The following is an 18,394-nucleotide window of genomic DNA, read 5'->3' as shown; positions in this document are numbered from 1 at the left end:
CGTCGCCCTCTGCAGGTGCGGTAGATCAGGCTTGTTTTGGGGTCAGCGAGCCCATGCCGTGAGGCGTCTTGATCGAGGTGCAGGTACCGGCCGGGACGTTTTTCCAGGCATTGCCCTGGTAGTCGGTTTTCGAAGTGCCGGCGCAGCTGGTGCCGGCGCCTGCCTTGCAGTCGTTCTTGCCGGCCATGGAGATGCCGTAGCATTTTTCCATCGCAGGAGCCGGGGCATCGGAGGCAGCAACGGCAGTACCGGCAATCGAGGCGAAGGCAAGGGCGGCGGCGGTAGCGGCGAAAGTTTTCATGATTTTTTCAGTCTCCAAGGGTGGGGTGGCCGGGCATCGTTGCTCGCGGCTCGTGAAGTAATTCGCCGGGGCTGGCGAAGCGGTTACAGTGATACAAGATTTTTTTTGGTCTTTTCGGGGGCGCGCTGAAAACGCTATGGTTTCTGGCAGCACTGTCTGGTGTTCAGACACTTTCTTCTGTTCCCTTGTAACCAGAGCCTTCGATGGAACGAACTACTCAGAGTGAACTGTTGCGCATGCGTGAAGCATCGCTACAAGGCTTGCTGGTGGCAGGGCTGGATGGCGATGCGCAGGCGTATCGGCAATTTCTGCATCAGTTGAGCGGGCATCTGCGTGGGTATCTGCGCAAGCGTCTGTATACCCGCCCGGATGATGTCGAAGACCTGCTGCAGGAAGTGTTGCTGGCGGTGCACAACGCCCGCCACAGCTACCAGCGCGAACAACCATTGACCGCTTGGGTTCAGGCCATCGCGCGCTATAAACTGGCCGATAACCTGCGTGGCTATGGCCGCCGGGATGCACTGAATGATGTACTCGACGACAGTGAAGACTTCTTTGCCCAGGAGCAGCAGGAGCCTGAGCAGGCCAGGCGAGACCTGAGCAAATTGCTGCAACGTTTGCCAGACAAGCAACGGCTGCCGATTGTTCATGTCAAGCTGGAGGGCATGTCGGTCGAGGAAACTGCCAAGTTGATCGGGCTCTCCGGCTCGGCAGTCAAAATCGGCATACACAGGGGGCTCAAGGCGCTGGCCGCGATGATACGAGGAGCATGATGAAAACTGACGAGCTGATTGCTTTGCTTGCCACGGGCAACGAACCGGTGGATCAGCGTATGTTTGCTCGCCGTTTGAGCCTTGCGATTCTGGTCGCCCTGATTGGCGCCGTGCTGCTGACCGTGCTGTTGTTCGGCGTACGTGACGATATTGCCGTGGTCGCGCAAACGCCACTGTTCTGGGCCAAGCTGGCCTTGCCGGCCACACTGATGCTCGGGGCGCTGCTGGTCTTCAACCGCCTGGTGCGTCCTGGCCTTGCGGTAGGGCCGCGTTGGGCGGGTATCGGCGTTCCGCTGCTCGGTGTCTGGGCGGCAACGCTGGTGGTATTGAGCGGCGTTCCTGAAGAACAGCAGCTGGCACAGATCTTTGGCCGTACCTGGCGCACGTGCCCCTTCAACATCGCGTTGTTGTCGATCCCCGGCTTCATTGCCCTGTTCCGCGCCTTGCAAGACTTGGCCCCCACCCAATTGCGCCTGGCCGGTGGGGTCGCAGGACTACTGGCCAGCGCGTCGGCAACCCTGGCTTACTGCCTGCACTGCCCTGAGATGGAGGTGCCGTTCTGGGGCGTCTGGTACGTGTTGGGGATGGCGATTCCAACTGTGATCGATGCCTTGCTCGGGCCTCGGTTGTTGCGCTGGTAAGTACTTGCGCGCTAAAGCGTCTGCTTCATCTGCACCAAGGCCACTCGCGTGTTGCCGGGGCCCTGACGCTCCTCGATGGCGAAGGGGGTAAAGCCCAACTGCGGATACAGCAACAGCCCGGCTGTATTGTTGTTGAAGCACGACACCCAGACTTCACGCGCGTCGAACTGGCTGCGAGCCAGGTCAATCATGCTTTGCACCAGATAGCGCGCTACACCATGACCGCGGGCAGCGGGCGCCACGACCACGTTGCCGAGGGCACACACACCACCGTGTTCGGCCTTGTAGAAATTGGCAAAGGCCAGCACCGCGCCGTCTCCCTCGACCACAGTCGAGCCGGCTCGCTGGGCAATGGCCTCGCTCAGTTGTGCAGGCGTTAGCGGGTATTGGGCCTTGGGGAACATGTAGAACAATTCGTCCGGGCCTTGGGGAAAGCAGCAGATCACGGCAATGTCCTGGGCCTGGACGGGGCGATGGGTCAGTTGCATAAGGTGGTTCGCTCAAGGACGAGGGGTAGGGGAATCCTACACTGCCTGGCGGATTGCGCAGGTACAATTGCCGCCTGTAAACCGCTATCCGGAAATTGCCATGAGCCTCTCTGTCCCTCTCGCGCCTGAACGCCGCCTTGCTGCGCCGCTGTTTGCCCTGGCGCTGTTACTCATCGGTGCCCTGTTCCTGCAGGCCCGAGTCGGCACCAATCAGGTGTTGCTGTTGATCGTCGGTGCAGCCTTGGGCCTGACCCTGTACCACGCCGCCTTTGGCTTCACGTCAGCCTGGCGTGTGTTCATCAACGAGCGTCGCGGCGCAGGCCTGCGGGCACAAATGGTGATGCTCACCCTCGCGGTGTTGCTGTTCTTCCCGGCGCTGGATGCTGGCACCTTGTTCGGCCAGCCGGTCAAAGGTCTGGTTGCGCCGGCCGGGGTCTCGGTGGTGTTCGGTGCGTTCATCTTCGGTATCGGCATGCAGATGGGCGGCGGTTGTGCCTCCGGTACCTTGTTCACGGTCGGTGGCGGTAACGCCCGGATGCTGGTGACGTTGCTGTTCTTCATCATTGGTTCGGTGACGGCCACCCATCACGTTGATTGGTGGTTCGCGCTGCCGTCGTTCCCGGCCACTTCGATTGTTCAGGCCTTTGGCCTGCTGCCTGCGTTGCTTCTGAGCCTGCTGGTGTTCGCGGTGATTGCCGGGGTAACGGTGCTGCTGGAAAAGCGCCGTCATGGTCAGCTCGAACCTGCAGTGCGCAGCGAGCATCAGGGGCTGCGGCGTTTTCTGCGTGGGCCTTGGCCGCTGTTGTGGGGCGCGGTGGCGCTGGCATTGCTCAACTACCTGACCCTGGCCTTGGCCGGTCGCCCCTGGGGCATCACCTCTGCGTTTGCCTTGTGGGGCGCGAAAACCCTTGGTGGATTGGGTGTAGACGTTGGTAGCTGGGCGTTCTGGCAGGTGCCGGCCAATGCCAAGGCGTTGGCCTCACCGCTGTGGGAGGATGTCACCACGGTGATGGATATTGGCATTGTGCTCGGAGCGCTGCTGGCGGCAGGTCTGGCGGGTCGCTTCGCGCCGAACCTGAACATCCCTGTGCGCTCGCTGGTGGCGGCGGTGATTGGCGGACTGTTGCTTGGTTACGGTTCGCGCCTGGCCTATGGCTGCAACATCGGCGCGTACTTCAGCGGCATTGCCTCGGGCAGTGTGCATGGCTGGTTGTGGTTGCTTGCTGCCTATGCTGGCAACGTGATTGGTGTGCGGATTCGGCCGTTTTTCTTTGAAGGTGAACGGCGTCCGGCAACCTTGAGTGGTTGCTGATCTGCGGTGGGAGCAATTACCTGTGGGGGCGGGCTTGCCCCGCGATGCGATGTAACAGACAGATCGCTATCGCGGGGCAAGCCCGCTCCTACAGTCAGCTCGCCATCTGAATGCAGGCCAGGGCCTGCTCAACACGACTGCGCGCGGTCTCCATTTCATGCACGGCTGCACGCACCAGCGCTTGCCCGTGCATGTCAGGTTGCAGCAACACGGCTTGCTGAGTGACGGCCAGTGCACAAGTCAGATGCTCGGAGGCGTACACCAGGGCGTCTTCGATGCAATGTGGAATGTCGGTGGGAAGAAGCGGGGGATCGGGGACGATTTTCAGCACGATTGGCTCCCAAGTCTGTGGAGCTGCCACTTACCGCTGTCAAACGAATGGGTGGCAGCTGTACGCAGGTTGACAGACCAGGGACTTAGGAACCTGGCGCACACGAGTGTGCCCCGCATACAGTTGCCATAAAGACAGTTGTAGCGCCTAAGTAAGGGGCGGTCTGTCAAAACCGGTCGTTGAATTGGCAACGACCGACCAAGACTAGGCAGCCACCGAGGCAGGCGCAACAGCTGAAGTGCCCGGGGATTATGCTTGGGAATTGGACTACACGAAATAGAGATTTATCTGTCCCTTTCATCCACCAAACACCCCTGCAACCACGTACTAAAGCTCCGCGTCAGTGGGCTTTTCTCGCTGTCCCGATGAGTCAGACAACTCCAGTCAGGACCACGCACCGTTTGCCCACACAGTGGCTGCAATAGCCCTTGAGTGCGGGCCTGGCCCGCCAGTAACTGGCTGACCAGGGCGATGCCATGGCCCGCGCAGGCGGCATCGAGCAACAGGCCAGGGTCGGAGAAGTTCAGGCCATTGCTGCGTTGCCCGACATCTTCGCCGCCTTCAACCACCCAGTGGCTCCAGTCCATTTCCCGTTCGCCGTGCAAGGTGGTGCGCTGTTCGGCGGGGGTGTTAAGCAAATCCGGATGACACGCCGGATACAGGCGATCACGGAACAGCGTCAGGTGGCTGCATTCGGCCTGGGCGCTGAGGTCGTCACGCAGGCTCAGGTCGATGGTTTGAGTGGCCATGTCTGGCGGGTCGAAGCTGGTGAACAACCACAAATCAACTTCCGGATGCTGGCGATGAAAGTCGCCCAACCGTGGCAGCAGCCAATGCCGGGCAAATGCCGGTGTGGTGTTGACCACCAGTTGGTTGGGTTTGCGGTATTGCTCCAGACGGCGGATGCCAACTGACAGTTGCTGCAGCATGGCCTGGGTGGTGCTTTGCAGGTCGTACCCGGCGTCGGTCAGGCTGACGCTGCGGCCGCTGCGAAAGAACAGCGGTTGTTCCAGAAAGGTTTCCAGGCTGCGGATCTGTTGGCTGATTGCCGATTGGGTCAGGTGCAGCTCTTCGGCGGCTTTGTGGAAGCTGCCCAGGCGCGCGGCAGCTTCAAAGCCGCGCAGGGCGTTCAAGGGAGGCCAGTGCTTTAGCATTGATAAGCTCTACTGATCAGTTGTCGGCTAAATCTATCGTTTGTTGTCACGATTATGAAGCCATAGCATTGAGTTTCTTACCGCAAGCGCGGTTTTCAGTAATTAAAATCACTTAACTGAAAGGTGAGAAGCATGCAGTGCAATGGCGATCTGAACAGTGGTTGGTTCATGCCCGCAGAGTGGGTTAACCATGCAGCGACCTGGATGGTCTGGCCACACAATAAACCGCTGTGGGAGTCTGGCTGGGGGGTAACCCTTGAACAGGTTCAGGTGGACTTTGCCCGTGTTGCCAATGCCATTGCTCGCTTCGAACCGGTGAAGATGGTCGTCGATCCTTCGGGGCGCGCCAGTGCCATGCGTTGTGTGGCGCGAACGTCGAACTGATCGAGCTGACGGTCAATGACAGCTGGTGCCGCGACTCCGGCCCAAGCTTTATCTGCCATCCACAACAGGGGCTGGCGGGTGTCAGCTGGCGCTTCAACGCCTGGGGCGGCAAGTCGGCGCATGACCTGGATGAAGGCCTGGCGCGGCGCATCCTCAATCAGCTGGGCCTGAGCTGCTTTGGCACGGCGTTGAGCAATGAAGGTGGCGCCATCCACGTGGACGGCGAAGGCACTCTGATCACCACCGAATCGGTGCTGCTCAATCCCAATCGCAACCCCGGCATGAGCAAGGCGGAAATCGAAGAAATCTTCACGCGTTTCCTCGGCGTGAAAAAGACCATCTGGCTGCCGGGCGACCCGGACTTTGTCACTGGTGACGTAACCGACGGCCATGTTGATGGCGTCTGTGCATTCGCTCGCCCTGGCGTGTTGCTGGTGGATGCGACGCACGACCAGGGATCGGTGTACGCCCAGGTTGCCCGTGAAAACCGTCGGGCCCTGGAGTTGGCCACTGATGCACAGGGCCGACGCTTTGAAATTATGGAGCTGTACGAAGCCAGCGAAGCGGTCGACGTTGATGCCAAAGTGTTCTGCGCTTCGTACACCAACTTCTACATCGCCAATGGCGCGATCATCATGCCGGCCTACGGCATTGAAGCTGATCAGGAAGCAGCTCAAGTGCTGGCCAAGGCGTTCCCGGGGCGCGAAGTGGTGCCGGTACAGATCAATCATCTGGCGCATGGCGGCGGCGGGGTGCATTGCATCACCCAGCAGCAGCCAGCCTGGCCGGTGAAGGGGTAAAGCGATGAGCCTGCTGACTGTTGCTACCACGCAAATGCCTTGCAGCTGGAATTTGCAGCACAACCTCGACCGCGCCGAGCAACTGGTGCGCGAAGCCGCCGCCCAAGGCGCCGAGGTCATTCTGCTGCAAGAGCTGTTTGCTACGCCTTACTTTTGCATTGAACAGCACCACAAGCACTTGGAACTGGCTGAAGAGTATCAACACAGCCACGTGCTCAAACGCTTTGCGAACCTGGCCAAGGAACTGGGTGTGGTACTGCCGTTGAGCTGGTTCGAAAAAGCCGGCAATGCCTACTTCAACTCGCTGAGTGTGGCCGATGCCGATGGCCGCTTGCTGGGGGTGTATCGCAAGACGCACATCCCCAACGCTATCGGTTATCAGGAGAAGGAGTACTTCAGCCCCGGCGATACCGGTTTCCGGGTCTGGGACACGGCCTTCGGGCGTCTGGGTATCGGTATCTGCTGGGACCAATGGTTCCCCGAGACCGCTCGTTGCCTGGCGTTGATGGGCGCCGAAGTGCTGCTGTTCCCGACCGCCATTGGCTCGGAACCAGGCGCTGCCGAGCTGGATTCGCGTGATCACTGGCAAATGGCAATGCGCGGTCATGCTGCAGCCAATATTTTGCCAGTGGTGGCGGCCAACCGCGTGGGGCTGGAAGCGGCCACCACCGACCCTGAATTGCAAATGACCTTCTACGGCTCGTCGTTCATCTGCAATCACAAGGGCAAGATGCTGGCCGAAGCCGACCGCAGCACCCCGGGCGTTCTGGTGCAGCGCTTGGACTTGGCCACGATGCGTGAAGAGCGCCTGACCTGGGGCGTTTACCGCGATCGCCGCCCGGAAATGTACGCCCCGCTGCTGGGGCTCGATGGCCGTCAAGTCAATGCATGCTGGAAGACCCAAGGGGTGTGAGATGAACATCAGCCACAAGCATTTGCTGCTCTCCCTCGGCCTGGCGTTGGGGGCCTCGATGACCTCGGCTCAGGCTGAAGAAAAGACCCTGCGCCTGTACAACTGGGCAGACTATTTTGCCGAAGACACCCTGTCGCGCTTCACCGCCGAAACCGGAATCAAGGTGATCTACGACGTCATGGATGGCAGCGAAGTGCTGGAGGCCAAGCTGATGACGGGTGGCAGCGGTTACGACCTGATCTTCCCGGGCGATACCGTGGCCGAGCGCTTGATGCGTGCCGGTAGCCTGCAGGCGCTGGACCCTTCGAAGCTCGAGGCGCTGAACGATGTCGAGCCAGGTTTGCAAAAGCTGCGCAGTCATTACCCGCACGCGATCAAGGCCACGGTGCCCTACACCTGGGGCACCATCGGCTTGACCTACAACGACGAGCAGATCCGCCAACGTATGGCTGATGCGCCGGTCAACAGCCTTGACCTGCTGTTCAAGCCGGAACTGGCGGCAAAGTTTGCCGACTGCGGGATCTCGATGATCGATTCGCCGGACGAGGTTTTGGCGGTGGTGCTCAACTATCTGGGGCGTGAGCCGCGCAGCGCGAAGAAAGAGGACCTGGCCGCGGCCAGTGAACTGCTGATGAAAGTCCGCCCGTACATTCGCAAGTTCCAGTCGCAGCCGGTCACCGACCTGGTCAACGGCAACCTGTGCCTGTCGCTGGGCTACAGCGGCGACATGACCCAGGCTCAGCGCACGGCGGATTCCGCCAATAAGAAAGTCAGCTTCCAATACCGCATCCCCAAAGAAGGCACCACGGTATGGATGGACAACATGGCGATTCCGGTCGATGCCAAACATCCGGAGTACGCCTATACCTTTATCAACTTCGTGATGCGCCCGCAGAACATGGCGGCCATCAGCAACTTCACCGGTTACCCTACCTCCAATGCCAAGGCGCGGCCTGATGTAGAAGAGCAGATGCGCAACAACCCGGACATCTATCCGGACGAGGCCGCCTTTGATCGACTGGTGACCGGCAAAGATATTCCACAGTCCGACATGCGTGCGCGGATGCGGGTGTGGACCAAGTTCAAAACAGCACCGGGACATTGACGGTTGCGGTCATTCAAGCGTTAGAGAGACATCCAGATGCCAACGCGTCGTGAGTTTATAAAACAGGTTTCAGCGACTGCAGGCTTAGGTTTGGTCGCCTCCATGGGCCTGGGCTTTAGCGCCCCTCGGGCGCTGGCTGCTGGCGGTAAACAGTGGTTCATGCCCGATGAGGGCGACAGGCAACAGTGCGCCTTTGTTTCATTTGGTGCGCAGGGGGCGATCTGGGAGGACTTCACGGCGGATGTACAAGAAGCCATTGGTTTGATCGCCAGCACTATCGCACGTTATCAACCGGTTACTGTGTTGTGTCGGGCCAGCGAGCGGGAGTTGGCTGAAGAACTGTGCGGCAGTAAAAACACTACCTTTGTCACCACTCAACTGGATGACATCTGGATGCGTGATATCGGCGCCAACTTCGTCATCACCGAAGCCGGTGACCTGGGGGCGGTCGACTTCAACTTCAACGGCTGGGGAGATAAGCAACAGCATGCCAATGATGCGCGGGTGGCGAGGTTAGTGGCCAATAATGCCCAGGCCACCTATTTGCGCAGTGAGCTGGTGGGAGAGGGTGGCGGCATCGAAGTTGATGGTCACGGCACAGCGATCATGACCGAAAGTTGCTGGATAAATGCCAACCGCAATCCGGGCTGGAGCAAGGCTGAAGTTGAGGAAGAACTAAAGGCGTGTTTGGGGCTGCGCAAAATCATCTGGCTGCCGGGTATCAAGAACAAGGACATCACCGATGCCCACGTTGATTTCTACGCACGCTTTGTTAAGCCGGGTGTAATCATCGCCAACCTGGACACTGATCCTGAGTCGTATGATCACAAAGTGACCAAGGCGCACCTGGAAATTCTTAACAACGCGACCGACGCGGATGGCCGAAAGCTCAAAGTGCATACCGTATCGCCACCGCTTAAGCCGCGTAATAGTCGCTTCAGCAAGAACAACCCGGATTTTGCTGCGGGTTACATCAACTACTTCGTCATCAATGGTGCGGTGATTGCTCCACAGTTTGGTGACAAGGCCGCTGATACCAAGGCTTTCGACTTGTTGAGCGAGCTCTATCCCGAGCATGAAGTAGTGCAGCTCAATATCGATGCGATTGCTGCAGGCGGCGGAGGCATTCACTGCGTTACCCATCAATTGCCAATGATTTGACTTGTCGAACTGGCCATTGACTGGCGAGGGGGTAACTCGACTGGAGAGTTTCGGGGGCTTTGCGTATAATCGCGCTTCCGCCAGAAGGCGGTGCTTCATAATTTAAAGGACTTAGTATGAAAAAGCTGTTGAAAGCATCGGTTGCTATTGCTGTAGTTTCGGGCGTAGCACTTCTTTCGGGTTGCACCGGTCAAGTCTACAACCAGCCAAAAAACTGCTCGTACGACTACCTGTTCCACCCTTCGGTTTCCATCTCTAAAGTTATTGGCGGCTGCGGTCCGATCGATAAGCTGCCACAACAGCAGTAATTTTAGAGTTGCGCTGACTAGTTCGTTTGCGGATTAGTCGAGAGCCCCCTGCTACTGATGTAGCAGGGGGTTTTTTATGGTTCTTCACGGATTTTCGGGGCAGGATTGGCTTTGGCTTTGGCTTTGGCTTTGAGCTTTTCCAATTGCTTCGGTGGCATCACTGGCCCCTTCCGCCCTTACGGCGGCCTACTTTGCTCTTGGGCAAAGTAGGCAAAGCCGCTGGCTCCTGCATCCGGCCCTACGCTGCGCTTCTGGTTCCTTCCCTCCGGCATTGCTCCCGCGAGGACCGCGCTAACGGGCCATCCATGGCCCGAAGCGCTTGACGGGCTCCTGCCCGTCACCTCACTCCGCAATACCTCCACTCAGCCTCTTGAAGTCGCAGACCGCGGCGCCTGAACTAGCGCGGATGCAAAAGCCAGAAGCTAAAAGCGTGGAGCTATCGAAGGGAAGGCTGGTCGCGGTGGGAGCGGGCTTGCCCCGCGATTTGCTGTATCGCGCCAGATCGCGGGGCAAGCCCGCTCCCACCGGCAGGGCCGGATGCAGGAGCCAGCGGTTTTGCCTCCTTTTTCCAAGAAAAAAGGAGGCCGCCGTAAAGGCGGAAGGGGCCACCCCAGCCGCCCCATCAAATGGATAAGCCCACAGCCCTCGAAGCCAGAGCCAACCCTTCCCTGACAATCCGTGAAGAACCTTATTCACTGCCGGTCGCACACGCTCTGGCAGACAAGGTTGGAAACGTAATGCACGGCTTGCTTCGGTGATCAGCTTGTTAAGGTGGGCGCCAGCTCGGCAGCAAAGGCCGCTTGTGGCTGCCGCAGTACGACTGAAAACCATGGAGCAACACGATGAAAGTATTCTTGTTTGGCGCACTCCTCAGCGCCGCGGCTGTAGCCCAGGCGCAGACGGTGGAGATGGCTTTGGTGGGCACGGACGGTACTGCCAAACCGATCGGCATGATTACCTTGAAGCAGGTGTCCTACGGGACGCTGCTGACCCCTGACCTTCGCGACCTGCCACCAGGTGTGCATGGCTTTCATTTGCATGAGAAGCCGTCTTGCGACGCCACGATGGTCGATGGCAAACCGCTGCCGGCTGGTGCTGCGGGCGGGCATTGGGACCCGGGGGCCACCAACAGCCACAAGGGGCCTTACGACGATGCCGGGCATAAAGGCGACCTGCCCGCGCTGTATGTCAGTGCGCAGGGCACCGCGACGTATCCCGTACTGGCGCCGCGCCTGAAGGTTGCGGAGTTCGCCGGGCACGCGCTGATGGTGCATGCCGGTGGCGATAACCACAGCGACCACCCGATGGCGCTGGGCGGCGGCGGGGCGCGTGTGGCGTGTGGTGTGGTGCGATAACGGGGCAGGGTTTCGGACAAATCGCAGGCATAAAAAAAGCCGACTTTTCAGTCGGCTTTTTTAGCGTTTGGTGCCCCGAGGGAGACTCGAACTCCCACTCCTTTCGAAAACGGATTTTGAATCCGCCGCGTCTACCAATTCCGCCATCAGGGCTTGTGGCGGCGAAGTATAGAGAGGTGCCTACCGTTGGTCAATCACGTTTCATGGTGAATTTTTGTCTTTTCGGCTAAACTTTGCGGCCCTGTCAAACCGAACACCATCATGCGCGTCGCTGATTTTGCCTTTGAGCTCCCTGATTCTCTGATTGCTCGCCATCCGCTGGCGCAGCGCCACAGCAGCCGTCTGTTGACCCTCGACGGGCCAAGCGGGGCGCTGGCTCATCGCCAGTTCACCGATTTGCTCGAGCACCTGCGTCCGGGCGATCTGATGGTGTTCAACAATACCCGGGTGATTCCGGCGCGGCTGTTTGGCCAGAAGGCCAGCGGCGGCAAGCTGGAAATTCTGGTCGAGCGGGTACTGGACAGTCATCGCGTGCTGGCGCATGTGCGTTCCAGCAAGTCGCCCAAGCCCGGTACGCAGATTCTTGTCGACGGTGGTGGCGAGGCCGAGATGGTGGCCCGTCACGATGCGTTGTTCGAGCTGCGCTTTAACGAAGAAGTGCTGCCGCTGCTCGACCGTGTCGGGCACATGCCGCTGCCGCCTTATATCGACCGCCCCGATGAGGGCGCCGACCGCGAGCGTTACCAAACCGTGTATGCCGAGCGCGCCGGTGCGGTCGCCGCGCCTACCGCCGGGCTGCACTTCGATGAAGAGCTGTTGGCCAAAATCGCCGCCAAGGGCGTGGAAACCGCCTTTGTTACCTTGCACGTTGGCGCGGGTACGTTCCAGCCGGTGCGGGTCGAGCGCATCGAAGATCACCACATGCATAAAGAGTGGCTGGAAGTCGGCCAGGATGTGGTGGATGCCGTGGCAGCCTGCCGTGCCCGTGGCGGGCGGGTGATTGCGGTCGGTACCACCAGCGTGCGTTCGCTGGAAAGCGCAGCCCGCGATGGTGTGCTCAAGGCGTTCAGCGGTGATACCGACATCTTTATCTTCCCAGGCCGGCCGTTCCATGTGGTCGATGCGCTGGTCACCAACTTCCATTTGCCTGAATCCACGCTGTTGATGCTGGTTTCAGCCTTCGCCGGTTACCCCGAGACCATGGCTGCCTATGCGGCGGCGGTCGAGCACGGGTACCGCTTCTTCAGTTACGGTGATGCCATGTTCATCACCCGCAATCCGGCGCCGCGCGGCCCCGAGGATCAAGCATGAGTCGCACCTGTCGTATGTCCTTCGAATTGCTGGCCACCGACGGCAAGGCCCGTCGCGGCCGCCTGACGTTCCCCCGTGGCGTGGTCGAAACCCCGGCGTTCATGCCGGTGGGTACCTATGGCACGGTCAAGGGCATGCTGCCTCGGGATATCGAGGCTATCGGCGCGCACATGATCCTCGGTAACACCTTCCACCTGTGGCTGCGCCCGGGTACCGAGGTGATCAAGGCCCACGGCGACCTGCACGATTTCATGAAGTGGCAAGGCCCGATCCTCACCGACTCCGGCGGTTTCCAGGTGTTCAGCCTGGGCGCCATGCGCAAGATCAAGGAAGAAGGTGTGACCTTCGCCTCGCCGGTGGATGGCTCGAAAGTGTTCATGGGCCCGGAAGAGTCGATGCAGGTACAGCGTGACCTGGGCTCCGACGTGGTGATGATCTTCGACGAATGCACCCCGTACCCGGCCGATGAAGATGTCGCGCGCATCTCCATGGAGCTGTCGCTGCGCTGGGCTCAGCGTTCGAAGAACGCCCACGGTGACAACACGGCGGCGTTGTTCGGGATTGTTCAGGGCGGCATGCACCAGAACCTGCGCATGCGCTCGCTTGAGGGGCTGGACAAGATTGGCTTCGATGGCCTGGCCATTGGCGGCTTGTCGGTGGGTGAACCCAAGCACGAAATGATCAAAGTGCTGGATTACCTGCCGGCCCAAATGCCTGCTGACAAACCTCGTTACCTTATGGGGGTAGGCAAGCCGGAAGATCTCGTTGAGGGTGTGCGCCGCGGCGTCGACATGTTTGACTGCGTGATGCCTACGCGCAATGCGCGCAACGGCCATCTGTTCGTTGATACCGGCGTGCTGAAAATCCGTAACGCGTTCCATCGCCATGATGATTCGCCACTGGATCCGACCTGTGACTGCTACACCTGCCAGAACTTCTCCCGTGCTTATCTGCATCACTTGGACAAGTGCGGCGAAATGTTGGGCAGTATGTTGAATACCATCCATAACTTGCGCCATTACCAGCGATTGATGGCTGGTTTACGCGAGGCTATTCAACAAGGTACATTGGCCGCCTTTGTCGATGCCTTTTACGCCAAGCGCGGGCTTCCTGTGCCGCCCTTGGACTGATGTTCTGTCGATCCCTAACAAGTACTGACTTGCAACTGGAGTGCTAAATGAGCTTTCTGATCCCCGCCGCTTACGCGGACGCCGCTGCCCCTGCCGCCGGCCCAGCCGGAACCGGTTTTGAGTGGATTTTCCTGGTTGGCTTCCTGGTTATCTTCTACCTGATGATCTGGCGCCCACAGGCCAAACGTGCCAAAGAGCAGAAGAACCTGCTGAGCAACCTGCAAAAAGGTGATGAAGTTGTCACTAACGGCGGTATCGCTGGCAAGATCGTCAAAGTTGCCGATGACTTCGTAGTGCTGGAAGTTTCCGACAATGTTGAACTGAAGTTCCAGAAGGGCGCCGTTGCCGCGACCCTGCCAAAAGGTACGCTCAAAGCGATCTAAGTTTCAGTTTTTTACCAATCGACGGGGCGCGCAAGGCGCCCCGCGTCTTGAACGGGCGGCGTGATGCTGAACAAATACCCTCTGTGGAAATACGCACTGATCCTGGTGGTACTGGCGATCGGTTTTATTTATTCCGCTCCCAACCTCTACCCTGATGATCCGGCCGTCCAGGTCAGCGGTGCCAGTACGGCGCTGCAGGTCACTCAGGCAGATCTGGATCGCGCAAGCAAAGCGCTCGTCGATGCCGGTATCAAGGTCAAGGCCGCGAGCCTGGGCGAGAAGGGCAGGGGTGCACTGCTGCGCCTGACCAACCAGGAAGACCAACTTCCAGCCAAGGATGTTGTGCGCAAGGCACTGGGCGATGACTATGTAGTTGCGCTGAACCTGGCCCCAACCACTCCGCAATGGCTGCGTAATCTGGGTGCAAGCCCGATGAAGCTGGGTCTGGACCTGTCCGGTGGTGTGCACTTTTTGCTTGAAGTAGACATGGACAAGGCCATGGTGGCCCGTCTGAAAGTCTATGAAGGTGAAGTCAAAAGCCTGCTGCGCAAGGAGCGTGTTCGCTACCGCAGCCTGCCGCAACAAGATGGCGGTATCCAGCTGGGCTTCGCCGATGATGCAGCCCGCGAACAGGCGCGTAGCCTGATCCGCAAGAATTTCAATGATTTCGAGCTGACCACCACCGAGCGTAATGGCCTGTCGGTGCTGCGTCTGGCGATTACCCCGGCCAAGGTCGCGGAAATCCGTGAATACTCGATCAAGCAGAACTTGACCACGGTACGTAACCGGGTCAACGAGCTGGGTGTTGCCGAGCCGCTGGTACAGCGCCAGGGCGCCAACCGTATCGTGGTCGAGCTGCCAGGCGTGCAAGACACCGCCGAAGCCAAGCGTATTCTCGGTAAAACCGCCAACCTGGAGTTCCGTCTGGGGGCTGAGCCGGGTGCCTCGAAAGCGACCACCGAAACCTTCGAGTTCCGTGAGGGTGGGCGTTCGGCTGCGGTCGAGCGTGGCCTGATCATCACCGGTGACCAGGTAACCGACGCGCAAGCCAGCTTCGACGAACAAGGCCGTCCGCAAGTGAACATCCGTCTGGATGGTCATGGTGGCGAACTGATGAACCGCGCAACGCGCAGTAACGTCGGTCGCAGCATGGCGGTGATCTTCATCGAGCAGCGTCCAACCACGCGCTATGTGAAGCAGATGGTCGATGGCGTAGAAAAAGACGTCGCCGTCCAGACCTTCACCGAAGAGAAGAAGATCATCAGCCTGGCGACCATTCAGTCGCCGCTGGGCAGCCAGTTCCGTATCACTGGCCTCAACGGTCAGGGCGAATCCTCCGAGCTGGCCCTGCTGCTGCGTGCGGGTGGCCTGGCCGCACCGATGTACTTCGCTGAAGAACGTACCATCGGCCCGAGCCTGGGTGCTGACAACATTACCAAGGGTATCGATGCATCCCTGTGGGGCATGCTGTTCGTATCGCTGTTCATCATGGCGATCTACCGCTTCTTTGGCCTGATCGCCACCATCGCCCTGGCCGGTAACATGGTCATGCTGCTGGCGTTGATGTCGCTGCTGGGGGCAACCCTGACCCTGCCGGGTATCGCCGGTATCGTGTTGACCATGGGTATGGCGGTCGACGCCAACGTGCTGATCTTCTCGCGGATTCGCGAAGAGCTGGCCAATGGCATGTCGGTGCAGCGCGCCATCCACGAAGGCTTCAACCGTGCCTATACCGCGATTGTCGATGCCAACCTGACCACATTGCTGGTCGGCGGTATTCTCTTTGCCATGGGCACTGGCCCGGTCAAGGGCTTCGCGGTAACCATGTCCCTCGGGATTTTCACCTCGATGTTCACGGCCGTTATGGTGACCCGTGCAATGGTCAACCTGACCTGCGGTGGGCGTGATATCAAGAAGCTGTGGGTTTAAGGGGCTGCCATGTTACGTACCATTAACTTCATGGGTGTGCGCAACGTTGCGTTCGGCGTCACCCTGCTTCTTACCGTACTGGCGCTGTTCAGCTGGTTCTACAAAGGGCTCAACTTCGGCCTGGACTTTACCGGCGGTACGCTCATCGAGCTGACCTACGAGCGTCCGGCCAACCTCGGGCAGGTGCGCGAAGAGCTGGTCAAGGCCGGCTTCCAGGATGCAGTGGTGCAGAGCTTCGGCGCCACCACTGACCTGCTGGTGCGGATGCCGGGTGATGACCCGATGCTGGGTAACCGTGTTGCTGAAGCGCTGCAGAAAGTCAGCGGTGATAACCCGGCAGTGGTCAAGCGCGTCGAGTTCGTGGGTCCGCAGGTGGGTGAAGAGCTGCGTGACCAGGGTGGCCTGGGCATGTTGCTGGCCCTGGGCGGCATCATGATCTACCTGGCGTTCCGCTTTCAGTGGAAGTTCGCCCTGGGTGCGATCCTGTCGCTGATCCACGACGTGGTCGTGACCATGGGTATCCTGTCGTTCTTCCAGATCACCTTCGACCTGACAGTACTGGCGGCGGTGTTGGCGATTATCGGTTACTCGCTCAACGACACCATCGTGGTATTCGACCGAGTGCGTGAGAACTTCCGGGTTCTGCGCAAGGCGTCGCTGATCGAGAACATCAACATTTCGACCACCCAGACCTTGCTGCGTACCGTGGCGACCTCGGTGTCGACCTTGCTGGCCATTGCTGCGCTGCTGTTCTTTGGTGGCGACAACCTGTGGGGCTTCTCGCTGGCACTGTTCATCGGTGTTATGGCGGGTACCTACTCGTCGATCTACATCGCTAACGTGGTGCTGATCTGGCTGAATCTGACCAGTGAAGACCTGATTCCTCCAGCCAAGGCTGAAGGGGTGGATGATCGTCCGTAAGGACTTTTCCCACACAGCTGGTCGTACAAGAAGGCGCGAGTATTGAACTCGCGCCTTTTTTTATGCTCCAAGGCAGGGAGAAGGCGGGCAATGTCCTGCAGGTACGATCAGGAGGTTCACGTGAACAAGTCAATGCTGGTGGGTGCGGTTCTGGGGGCTGTCGGTGTGACTGCCGGAGGTGCTGTAGCTACCTACAACCTGGTCAAGAGTGGGCCGGAGTACGCTGAGGTAATGGCGGTGCAACCGGTCAAGCAGACCGTCAAAACGCCGCGCGAAGTGTGCAAGGACGTAACGGTGACGCGTCAGGCGCCCGTCAAGGACCAGCATCAGATTGCCGGTACCGTATTGGGTGCTGTGGCGGGTGGTTTGCTGGGTAACCAGATTGGTGGTGGTACCGGTAAAAAGATCGCCACGGTGGCCGGTGCTGTCGGTGGTGGTTATGCCGGTAACAAAGTGCAGGAAGGTATGCAGGAGCGTGATACCTACACCACAACGCAAACGCGCTGCAACACGGTCAACGACCTGAGCGAGAAGGTGGTGGGCTATGACGTCAAGTATTCGATTGGCGACAAGGTCGGGCAGGTCCGCATGGATCGCGACCCGGGCGCGCAGATCCCATTGGATAAAGAAGGCAAGCTGATCCTCAGCGAGGCACAGCCAGGCCAATAACGGCTTGTGGGAGCGGGCTTGCCCCGCGATTGCGGTACGTCAGACTGATCGCTTCGCGGGGCAAGCCCGCTCCTACAACAGGCACAAAAAAAGCACCCCGAGGGGTGCTTTTTTTGTGCTCGATCGAGGTTTAACGCTTGATCGAGGCTGGCAGGTGCGGCTGGATAGCAGTCAGCACAGCTTTGAAGCACTTGGTGTTACCGGCAACGATGTGGCCCTTCTCAAGGAAGTCGTGGCCGCCGGTGAAGTCGCTAACCAGGCCGCCTGCTTCCTGGATCAGCAGGGTGCCTGCTGCCATGTCCCACTCCGACAGGCCCGACTCCCAGAAGGCGTCGAAACGACCAGCGGCAACATAGGCCAGGTCGAGGCTGGCAGCGCCGGCGCGGCGGATGCCGGCGGTCTGGCCAACCAGGGCGCGGAACATGCCCAGGTAGTTGTCCAGGTCGGCCATTTGGTTGTCGCGGAACGGGAAGCCGGTACCCAGCAGTGCGCCTTCCAGGCTGGTGCGTGGGCTGACGCGCAGGCGACGACCGTTCAGTTGCGCGCCACGGCCACGGCTGGCGGTGAATTCTTCCTGGCGGACAGGGTCCAGTACCACGGCGTGCTCAAGGCGGCCACGGTATTTGCAGGCGATGCTGACTGCGAAGTGCGGAACGCCGCGCAGGAAGTTGGTGGTGCCGTCCAGTGGGTCGATGATCCACTCGTAGTCCTTGCCTTCTTCGCCGCTGCCAGCGTGCAGGCCGGTTTCTTCGCCACGGATGGTGTGGTTCGGGTAGGCCTTGCGCAGGGCATTGATGATGCTTTGCTCTGCGGCGCGATCGACTTCCGAGACGTAATCCTTGGCGTCTTTTTCATCAACCTTGATGGTATCCAAGCGCTCGATGGAGCGGAAAATCAATTCACTGGCGCTGCGGGCGGCGCGCAGCGCGATATTCAGCATAGGCTGCATGGACGTTTCACCTGGGTCGTTAAAGAAAGCCGGACATTCTAGCAGAAAACTTTGCGCGAAGAAGGGTGGCATTTGC

19 protein-coding genes, 1 tRNA gene and 1 pseudogene are annotated in these 18,394 nt (G+C 59.5%); 15 read left to right on the top strand and 6 right to left on the bottom strand.

What is annotated here, in order from left to right; genetic code table 11:
• Positions 1 to 25 precede the first annotated feature (25 nt).
• Positions 26 to 301 carry a BufA1 family periplasmic bufferin-type metallophore gene (locus ACP6KB_RS22825; RefSeq protein WP_442109537.1) on the bottom strand — a complete coding sequence of 92 codons (276 nt, stop codon included), beginning with the start codon at positions 299 to 301 and terminating at the stop codon, positions 26 to 28.
• A gap of 203 nt (positions 302 to 504) precedes the next feature.
• On the opposite strand from ACP6KB_RS22825, the gene ACP6KB_RS22820 reads away from it, so the two are divergent.
• Together ACP6KB_RS22820 and ACP6KB_RS22815 are read left to right on the top strand one after the other, a co-directional pair.
• The gene (locus ACP6KB_RS22820; protein ID WP_442109535.1) at positions 505 to 1,074 is read left to right on the top strand and encodes a sigma-70 family RNA polymerase sigma factor; all 570 of its coding nucleotides are present in this window, start codon (positions 505 to 507) and stop codon (positions 1,072 to 1,074) included.
• The gene (locus ACP6KB_RS22815) at positions 1,074 to 1,715 is read left to right on the top strand and encodes a DUF1109 domain-containing protein (RefSeq protein ID WP_442114365.1); all 642 of its coding nucleotides are present in this window, start codon (positions 1,074 to 1,076) and stop codon (positions 1,713 to 1,715) included. Before ACP6KB_RS22820 ends, ACP6KB_RS22815 begins: the two co-directional genes overlap by 1 nt.
• Positions 1,716 to 1,726: 11 nt before the next feature.
• Here the strand turns inward: ACP6KB_RS22815 and ACP6KB_RS22810 are convergent, their stop codons facing one another.
• Complete coding sequence (locus ACP6KB_RS22810) at positions 1,727 to 2,203, bottom strand: GNAT family N-acetyltransferase (protein ID WP_442109533.1); 477 nt, start codon at positions 2,201 to 2,203, stop codon at positions 1,727 to 1,729.
• Between the two features lie 100 nt (positions 2,204 to 2,303).
• On the opposite strand from ACP6KB_RS22810, the gene ACP6KB_RS22805 reads away from it, so the two are divergent.
• The gene (locus tag ACP6KB_RS22805; protein ID WP_442109531.1) at positions 2,304 to 3,515 is read left to right on the top strand and encodes a YeeE/YedE family protein; all 1,212 of its coding nucleotides are present in this window, start codon (positions 2,304 to 2,306) and stop codon (positions 3,513 to 3,515) included.
• Between the two features lie 94 nt (positions 3,516 to 3,609).
• Here the strand turns inward: ACP6KB_RS22805 and ACP6KB_RS22800 are convergent, their stop codons facing one another.
• Together ACP6KB_RS22800 and ACP6KB_RS22795 are read right to left on the bottom strand one after the other, a co-directional pair.
• Positions 3,610 to 3,846: a hypothetical protein gene (locus tag ACP6KB_RS22800; protein ID WP_442109529.1), complete on the bottom strand. Its 237-nt coding sequence runs from the start codon at positions 3,844 to 3,846 to the stop codon at positions 3,610 to 3,612.
• Between the two features lie 284 nt (positions 3,847 to 4,130).
• Positions 4,131 to 5,000 carry a LysR family transcriptional regulator gene (locus ACP6KB_RS22795; RefSeq protein ID WP_442109527.1) on the bottom strand — a complete coding sequence of 290 codons (870 nt, stop codon included), beginning with the start codon at positions 4,998 to 5,000 and terminating at the stop codon, positions 4,131 to 4,133.
• Positions 5,001 to 5,132: 132 nt separating this feature from the next.
• On the opposite strand from ACP6KB_RS22795, the pseudogene ACP6KB_RS22790 reads away from it, so the two are divergent.
• The 6 genes and pseudogenes from ACP6KB_RS22790 (at position 5,133) to sodC (ending at position 11,026) form a co-directional block, all read left to right on the top strand.
• A pseudogene (locus ACP6KB_RS22790) lies at positions 5,133 to 6,184 on the top strand (agmatine deiminase family protein).
• A 4-nt stretch (positions 6,185 to 6,188) separates the two neighbouring features.
• The gene (aguB, locus tag ACP6KB_RS22785) at positions 6,189 to 7,097 is read left to right on the top strand and encodes an N-carbamoylputrescine amidase (RefSeq protein ID WP_442109525.1); all 909 of its coding nucleotides are present in this window, start codon (positions 6,189 to 6,191) and stop codon (positions 7,095 to 7,097) included.
• Between the two features lies 1 nt (position 7,098).
• Positions 7,099 to 8,202 carry an extracellular solute-binding protein gene (locus tag ACP6KB_RS22780; protein ID WP_442109523.1) on the top strand — a complete coding sequence of 368 codons (1,104 nt, stop codon included), beginning with the start codon at positions 7,099 to 7,101 and terminating at the stop codon, positions 8,200 to 8,202.
• Between the two features lie 36 nt (positions 8,203 to 8,238).
• Complete coding sequence (locus ACP6KB_RS22775; RefSeq protein ID WP_442109521.1) at positions 8,239 to 9,363, top strand: agmatine deiminase family protein; 1,125 nt, start codon at positions 8,239 to 8,241, stop codon at positions 9,361 to 9,363.
• A gap of 116 nt (positions 9,364 to 9,479) precedes the next feature.
• The gene (locus tag ACP6KB_RS22770; protein WP_133216705.1) at positions 9,480 to 9,671 is read left to right on the top strand and encodes a YhfL family protein; all 192 of its coding nucleotides are present in this window, start codon (positions 9,480 to 9,482) and stop codon (positions 9,669 to 9,671) included.
• An 842-nt stretch (positions 9,672 to 10,513) separates the two neighbouring features.
• Positions 10,514 to 11,026 (top strand): superoxide dismutase [Cu-Zn] SodC, encoded by a 513-nt coding sequence (gene sodC, locus ACP6KB_RS22765; RefSeq protein ID WP_442109519.1) that lies wholly within the window; start codon positions 10,514 to 10,516, stop codon positions 11,024 to 11,026.
• A gap of 68 nt (positions 11,027 to 11,094) precedes the next feature.
• Here sodC and ACP6KB_RS22760 read toward each other — a convergent pair.
• A tRNA-Leu gene (locus ACP6KB_RS22760) sits at positions 11,095 to 11,179 on the bottom strand.
• Positions 11,180 to 11,287: 108 nt separating this feature from the next.
• Here ACP6KB_RS22760 and queA point away from each other — a divergent pair.
• The 6 genes from queA (at position 11,288) to ACP6KB_RS22730 (ending at position 17,369) form a co-directional block, all read left to right on the top strand.
• Entirely contained in the window at positions 11,288 to 12,337 is a 1,050-nt protein-coding gene (queA, locus tag ACP6KB_RS22755) for a tRNA preQ1(34) S-adenosylmethionine ribosyltransferase-isomerase QueA (RefSeq protein WP_442109517.1), read from the top strand.
• A 14-nt stretch (positions 12,338 to 12,351) separates the two neighbouring features.
• Positions 12,352 to 13,467, top strand: coding sequence for a tRNA guanosine(34) transglycosylase Tgt (gene tgt, locus ACP6KB_RS22750; protein ID WP_442114364.1), 1,116 nt, complete (start codon positions 12,352 to 12,354; stop codon positions 13,465 to 13,467).
• A gap of 47 nt (positions 13,468 to 13,514) precedes the next feature.
• Entirely contained in the window at positions 13,515 to 13,850 is a 336-nt protein-coding gene (gene yajC / locus ACP6KB_RS22745) for a preprotein translocase subunit YajC (RefSeq protein ID WP_010223473.1), read from the top strand.
• A 63-nt stretch (positions 13,851 to 13,913) separates the two neighbouring features.
• Entirely contained in the window at positions 13,914 to 15,779 is a 1,866-nt protein-coding gene (gene secD / locus ACP6KB_RS22740) for a protein translocase subunit SecD (RefSeq protein ID WP_442109515.1), read from the top strand.
• Between the two features lie 9 nt (positions 15,780 to 15,788).
• Positions 15,789 to 16,700: a protein translocase subunit SecF gene (gene secF / locus ACP6KB_RS22735; RefSeq protein ID WP_442109513.1), complete on the top strand. Its 912-nt coding sequence runs from the start codon at positions 15,789 to 15,791 to the stop codon at positions 16,698 to 16,700.
• A 120-nt stretch (positions 16,701 to 16,820) separates the two neighbouring features.
• Positions 16,821 to 17,369 (top strand): glycine zipper 2TM domain-containing protein, encoded by a 549-nt coding sequence (locus ACP6KB_RS22730; RefSeq protein ID WP_442109511.1) that lies wholly within the window; start codon positions 16,821 to 16,823, stop codon positions 17,367 to 17,369.
• 130 nt (positions 17,370 to 17,499) lie between these two features.
• On the opposite strand, the gene suhB is transcribed toward ACP6KB_RS22730, so the two are convergent.
• Positions 17,500 to 18,318 carry a type III secretion system regulator SuhB gene (suhB, locus tag ACP6KB_RS22725; protein WP_442109509.1) on the bottom strand — a complete coding sequence of 273 codons (819 nt, stop codon included), beginning with the start codon at positions 18,316 to 18,318 and terminating at the stop codon, positions 17,500 to 17,502.
• Between the last annotated feature and the right edge of the window lie 76 nt (positions 18,319 to 18,394).

It is taken from the genome of Pseudomonas sp. NUPR-001 (assembly GCF_052147955.1).
Taxonomy (GTDB): Bacteria; Pseudomonadota; Gammaproteobacteria; order Pseudomonadales; family Pseudomonadaceae; genus Aquipseudomonas.
The sequence above is the reverse complement of the archived record's forward strand: the minus strand, read 5'-3'. Positions and strand labels throughout refer to the sequence as shown.

Bases quoted from the DNA above. Each gene is read 5' to 3' on its own strand.
- ACP6KB_RS22825 (WP_442109537.1), bottom strand. From the start codon at position 301: ATGAAAACTTTCGCCGCTACCGCCGCCGCCCTTGCCTTCGCCTCGATT.
- ACP6KB_RS22820 (WP_442109535.1), top strand. From the start codon at position 505: ATGGAACGAACTACTCAGAGTGAACTGTTGCGCATGCGTGAAGCATCG.
- ACP6KB_RS22815 (WP_442114365.1), top strand. From the start codon at position 1,074: ATGAAAACTGACGAGCTGATTGCTTTGCTTGCCACGGGCAACGAACCG.
- ACP6KB_RS22810 (WP_442109533.1), bottom strand. From the start codon at position 2,203: ATGCAACTGACCCATCGCCCCGTCCAGGCCCAGGACATTGCCGTGATC.
- ACP6KB_RS22805 (WP_442109531.1), top strand. From the start codon at position 2,304: ATGAGCCTCTCTGTCCCTCTCGCGCCTGAACGCCGCCTTGCTGCGCCG.
- ACP6KB_RS22795 (WP_442109527.1), bottom strand. From the start codon at position 5,000: ATGCTAAAGCACTGGCCTCCCTTGAACGCCCTGCGCGGCTTTGAAGCT.
- aguB (WP_442109525.1), top strand. From the start codon at position 6,189: ATGAGCCTGCTGACTGTTGCTACCACGCAAATGCCTTGCAGCTGGAAT.
- ACP6KB_RS22780 (WP_442109523.1), top strand. From the start codon at position 7,099: ATGAACATCAGCCACAAGCATTTGCTGCTCTCCCTCGGCCTGGCGTTG.
- ACP6KB_RS22775 (WP_442109521.1), top strand. From the start codon at position 8,239: ATGCCAACGCGTCGTGAGTTTATAAAACAGGTTTCAGCGACTGCAGGC.
- ACP6KB_RS22770 (WP_133216705.1), top strand. From the start codon at position 9,480: ATGAAAAAGCTGTTGAAAGCATCGGTTGCTATTGCTGTAGTTTCGGGC.
- sodC (WP_442109519.1), top strand. From the start codon at position 10,514: ATGAAAGTATTCTTGTTTGGCGCACTCCTCAGCGCCGCGGCTGTAGCC.
- queA (WP_442109517.1), top strand. From the start codon at position 11,288: ATGCGCGTCGCTGATTTTGCCTTTGAGCTCCCTGATTCTCTGATTGCT.
- tgt (WP_442114364.1), top strand. From the start codon at position 12,352: ATGTCCTTCGAATTGCTGGCCACCGACGGCAAGGCCCGTCGCGGCCGC.
- yajC (WP_010223473.1), top strand. From the start codon at position 13,515: ATGAGCTTTCTGATCCCCGCCGCTTACGCGGACGCCGCTGCCCCTGCC.
- secD (WP_442109515.1), top strand. From the start codon at position 13,914: ATGCTGAACAAATACCCTCTGTGGAAATACGCACTGATCCTGGTGGTA.
- secF (WP_442109513.1), top strand. From the start codon at position 15,789: ATGTTACGTACCATTAACTTCATGGGTGTGCGCAACGTTGCGTTCGGC.
- suhB (WP_442109509.1), bottom strand. From the start codon at position 18,318: ATGCAGCCTATGCTGAATATCGCGCTGCGCGCCGCCCGCAGCGCCAGT.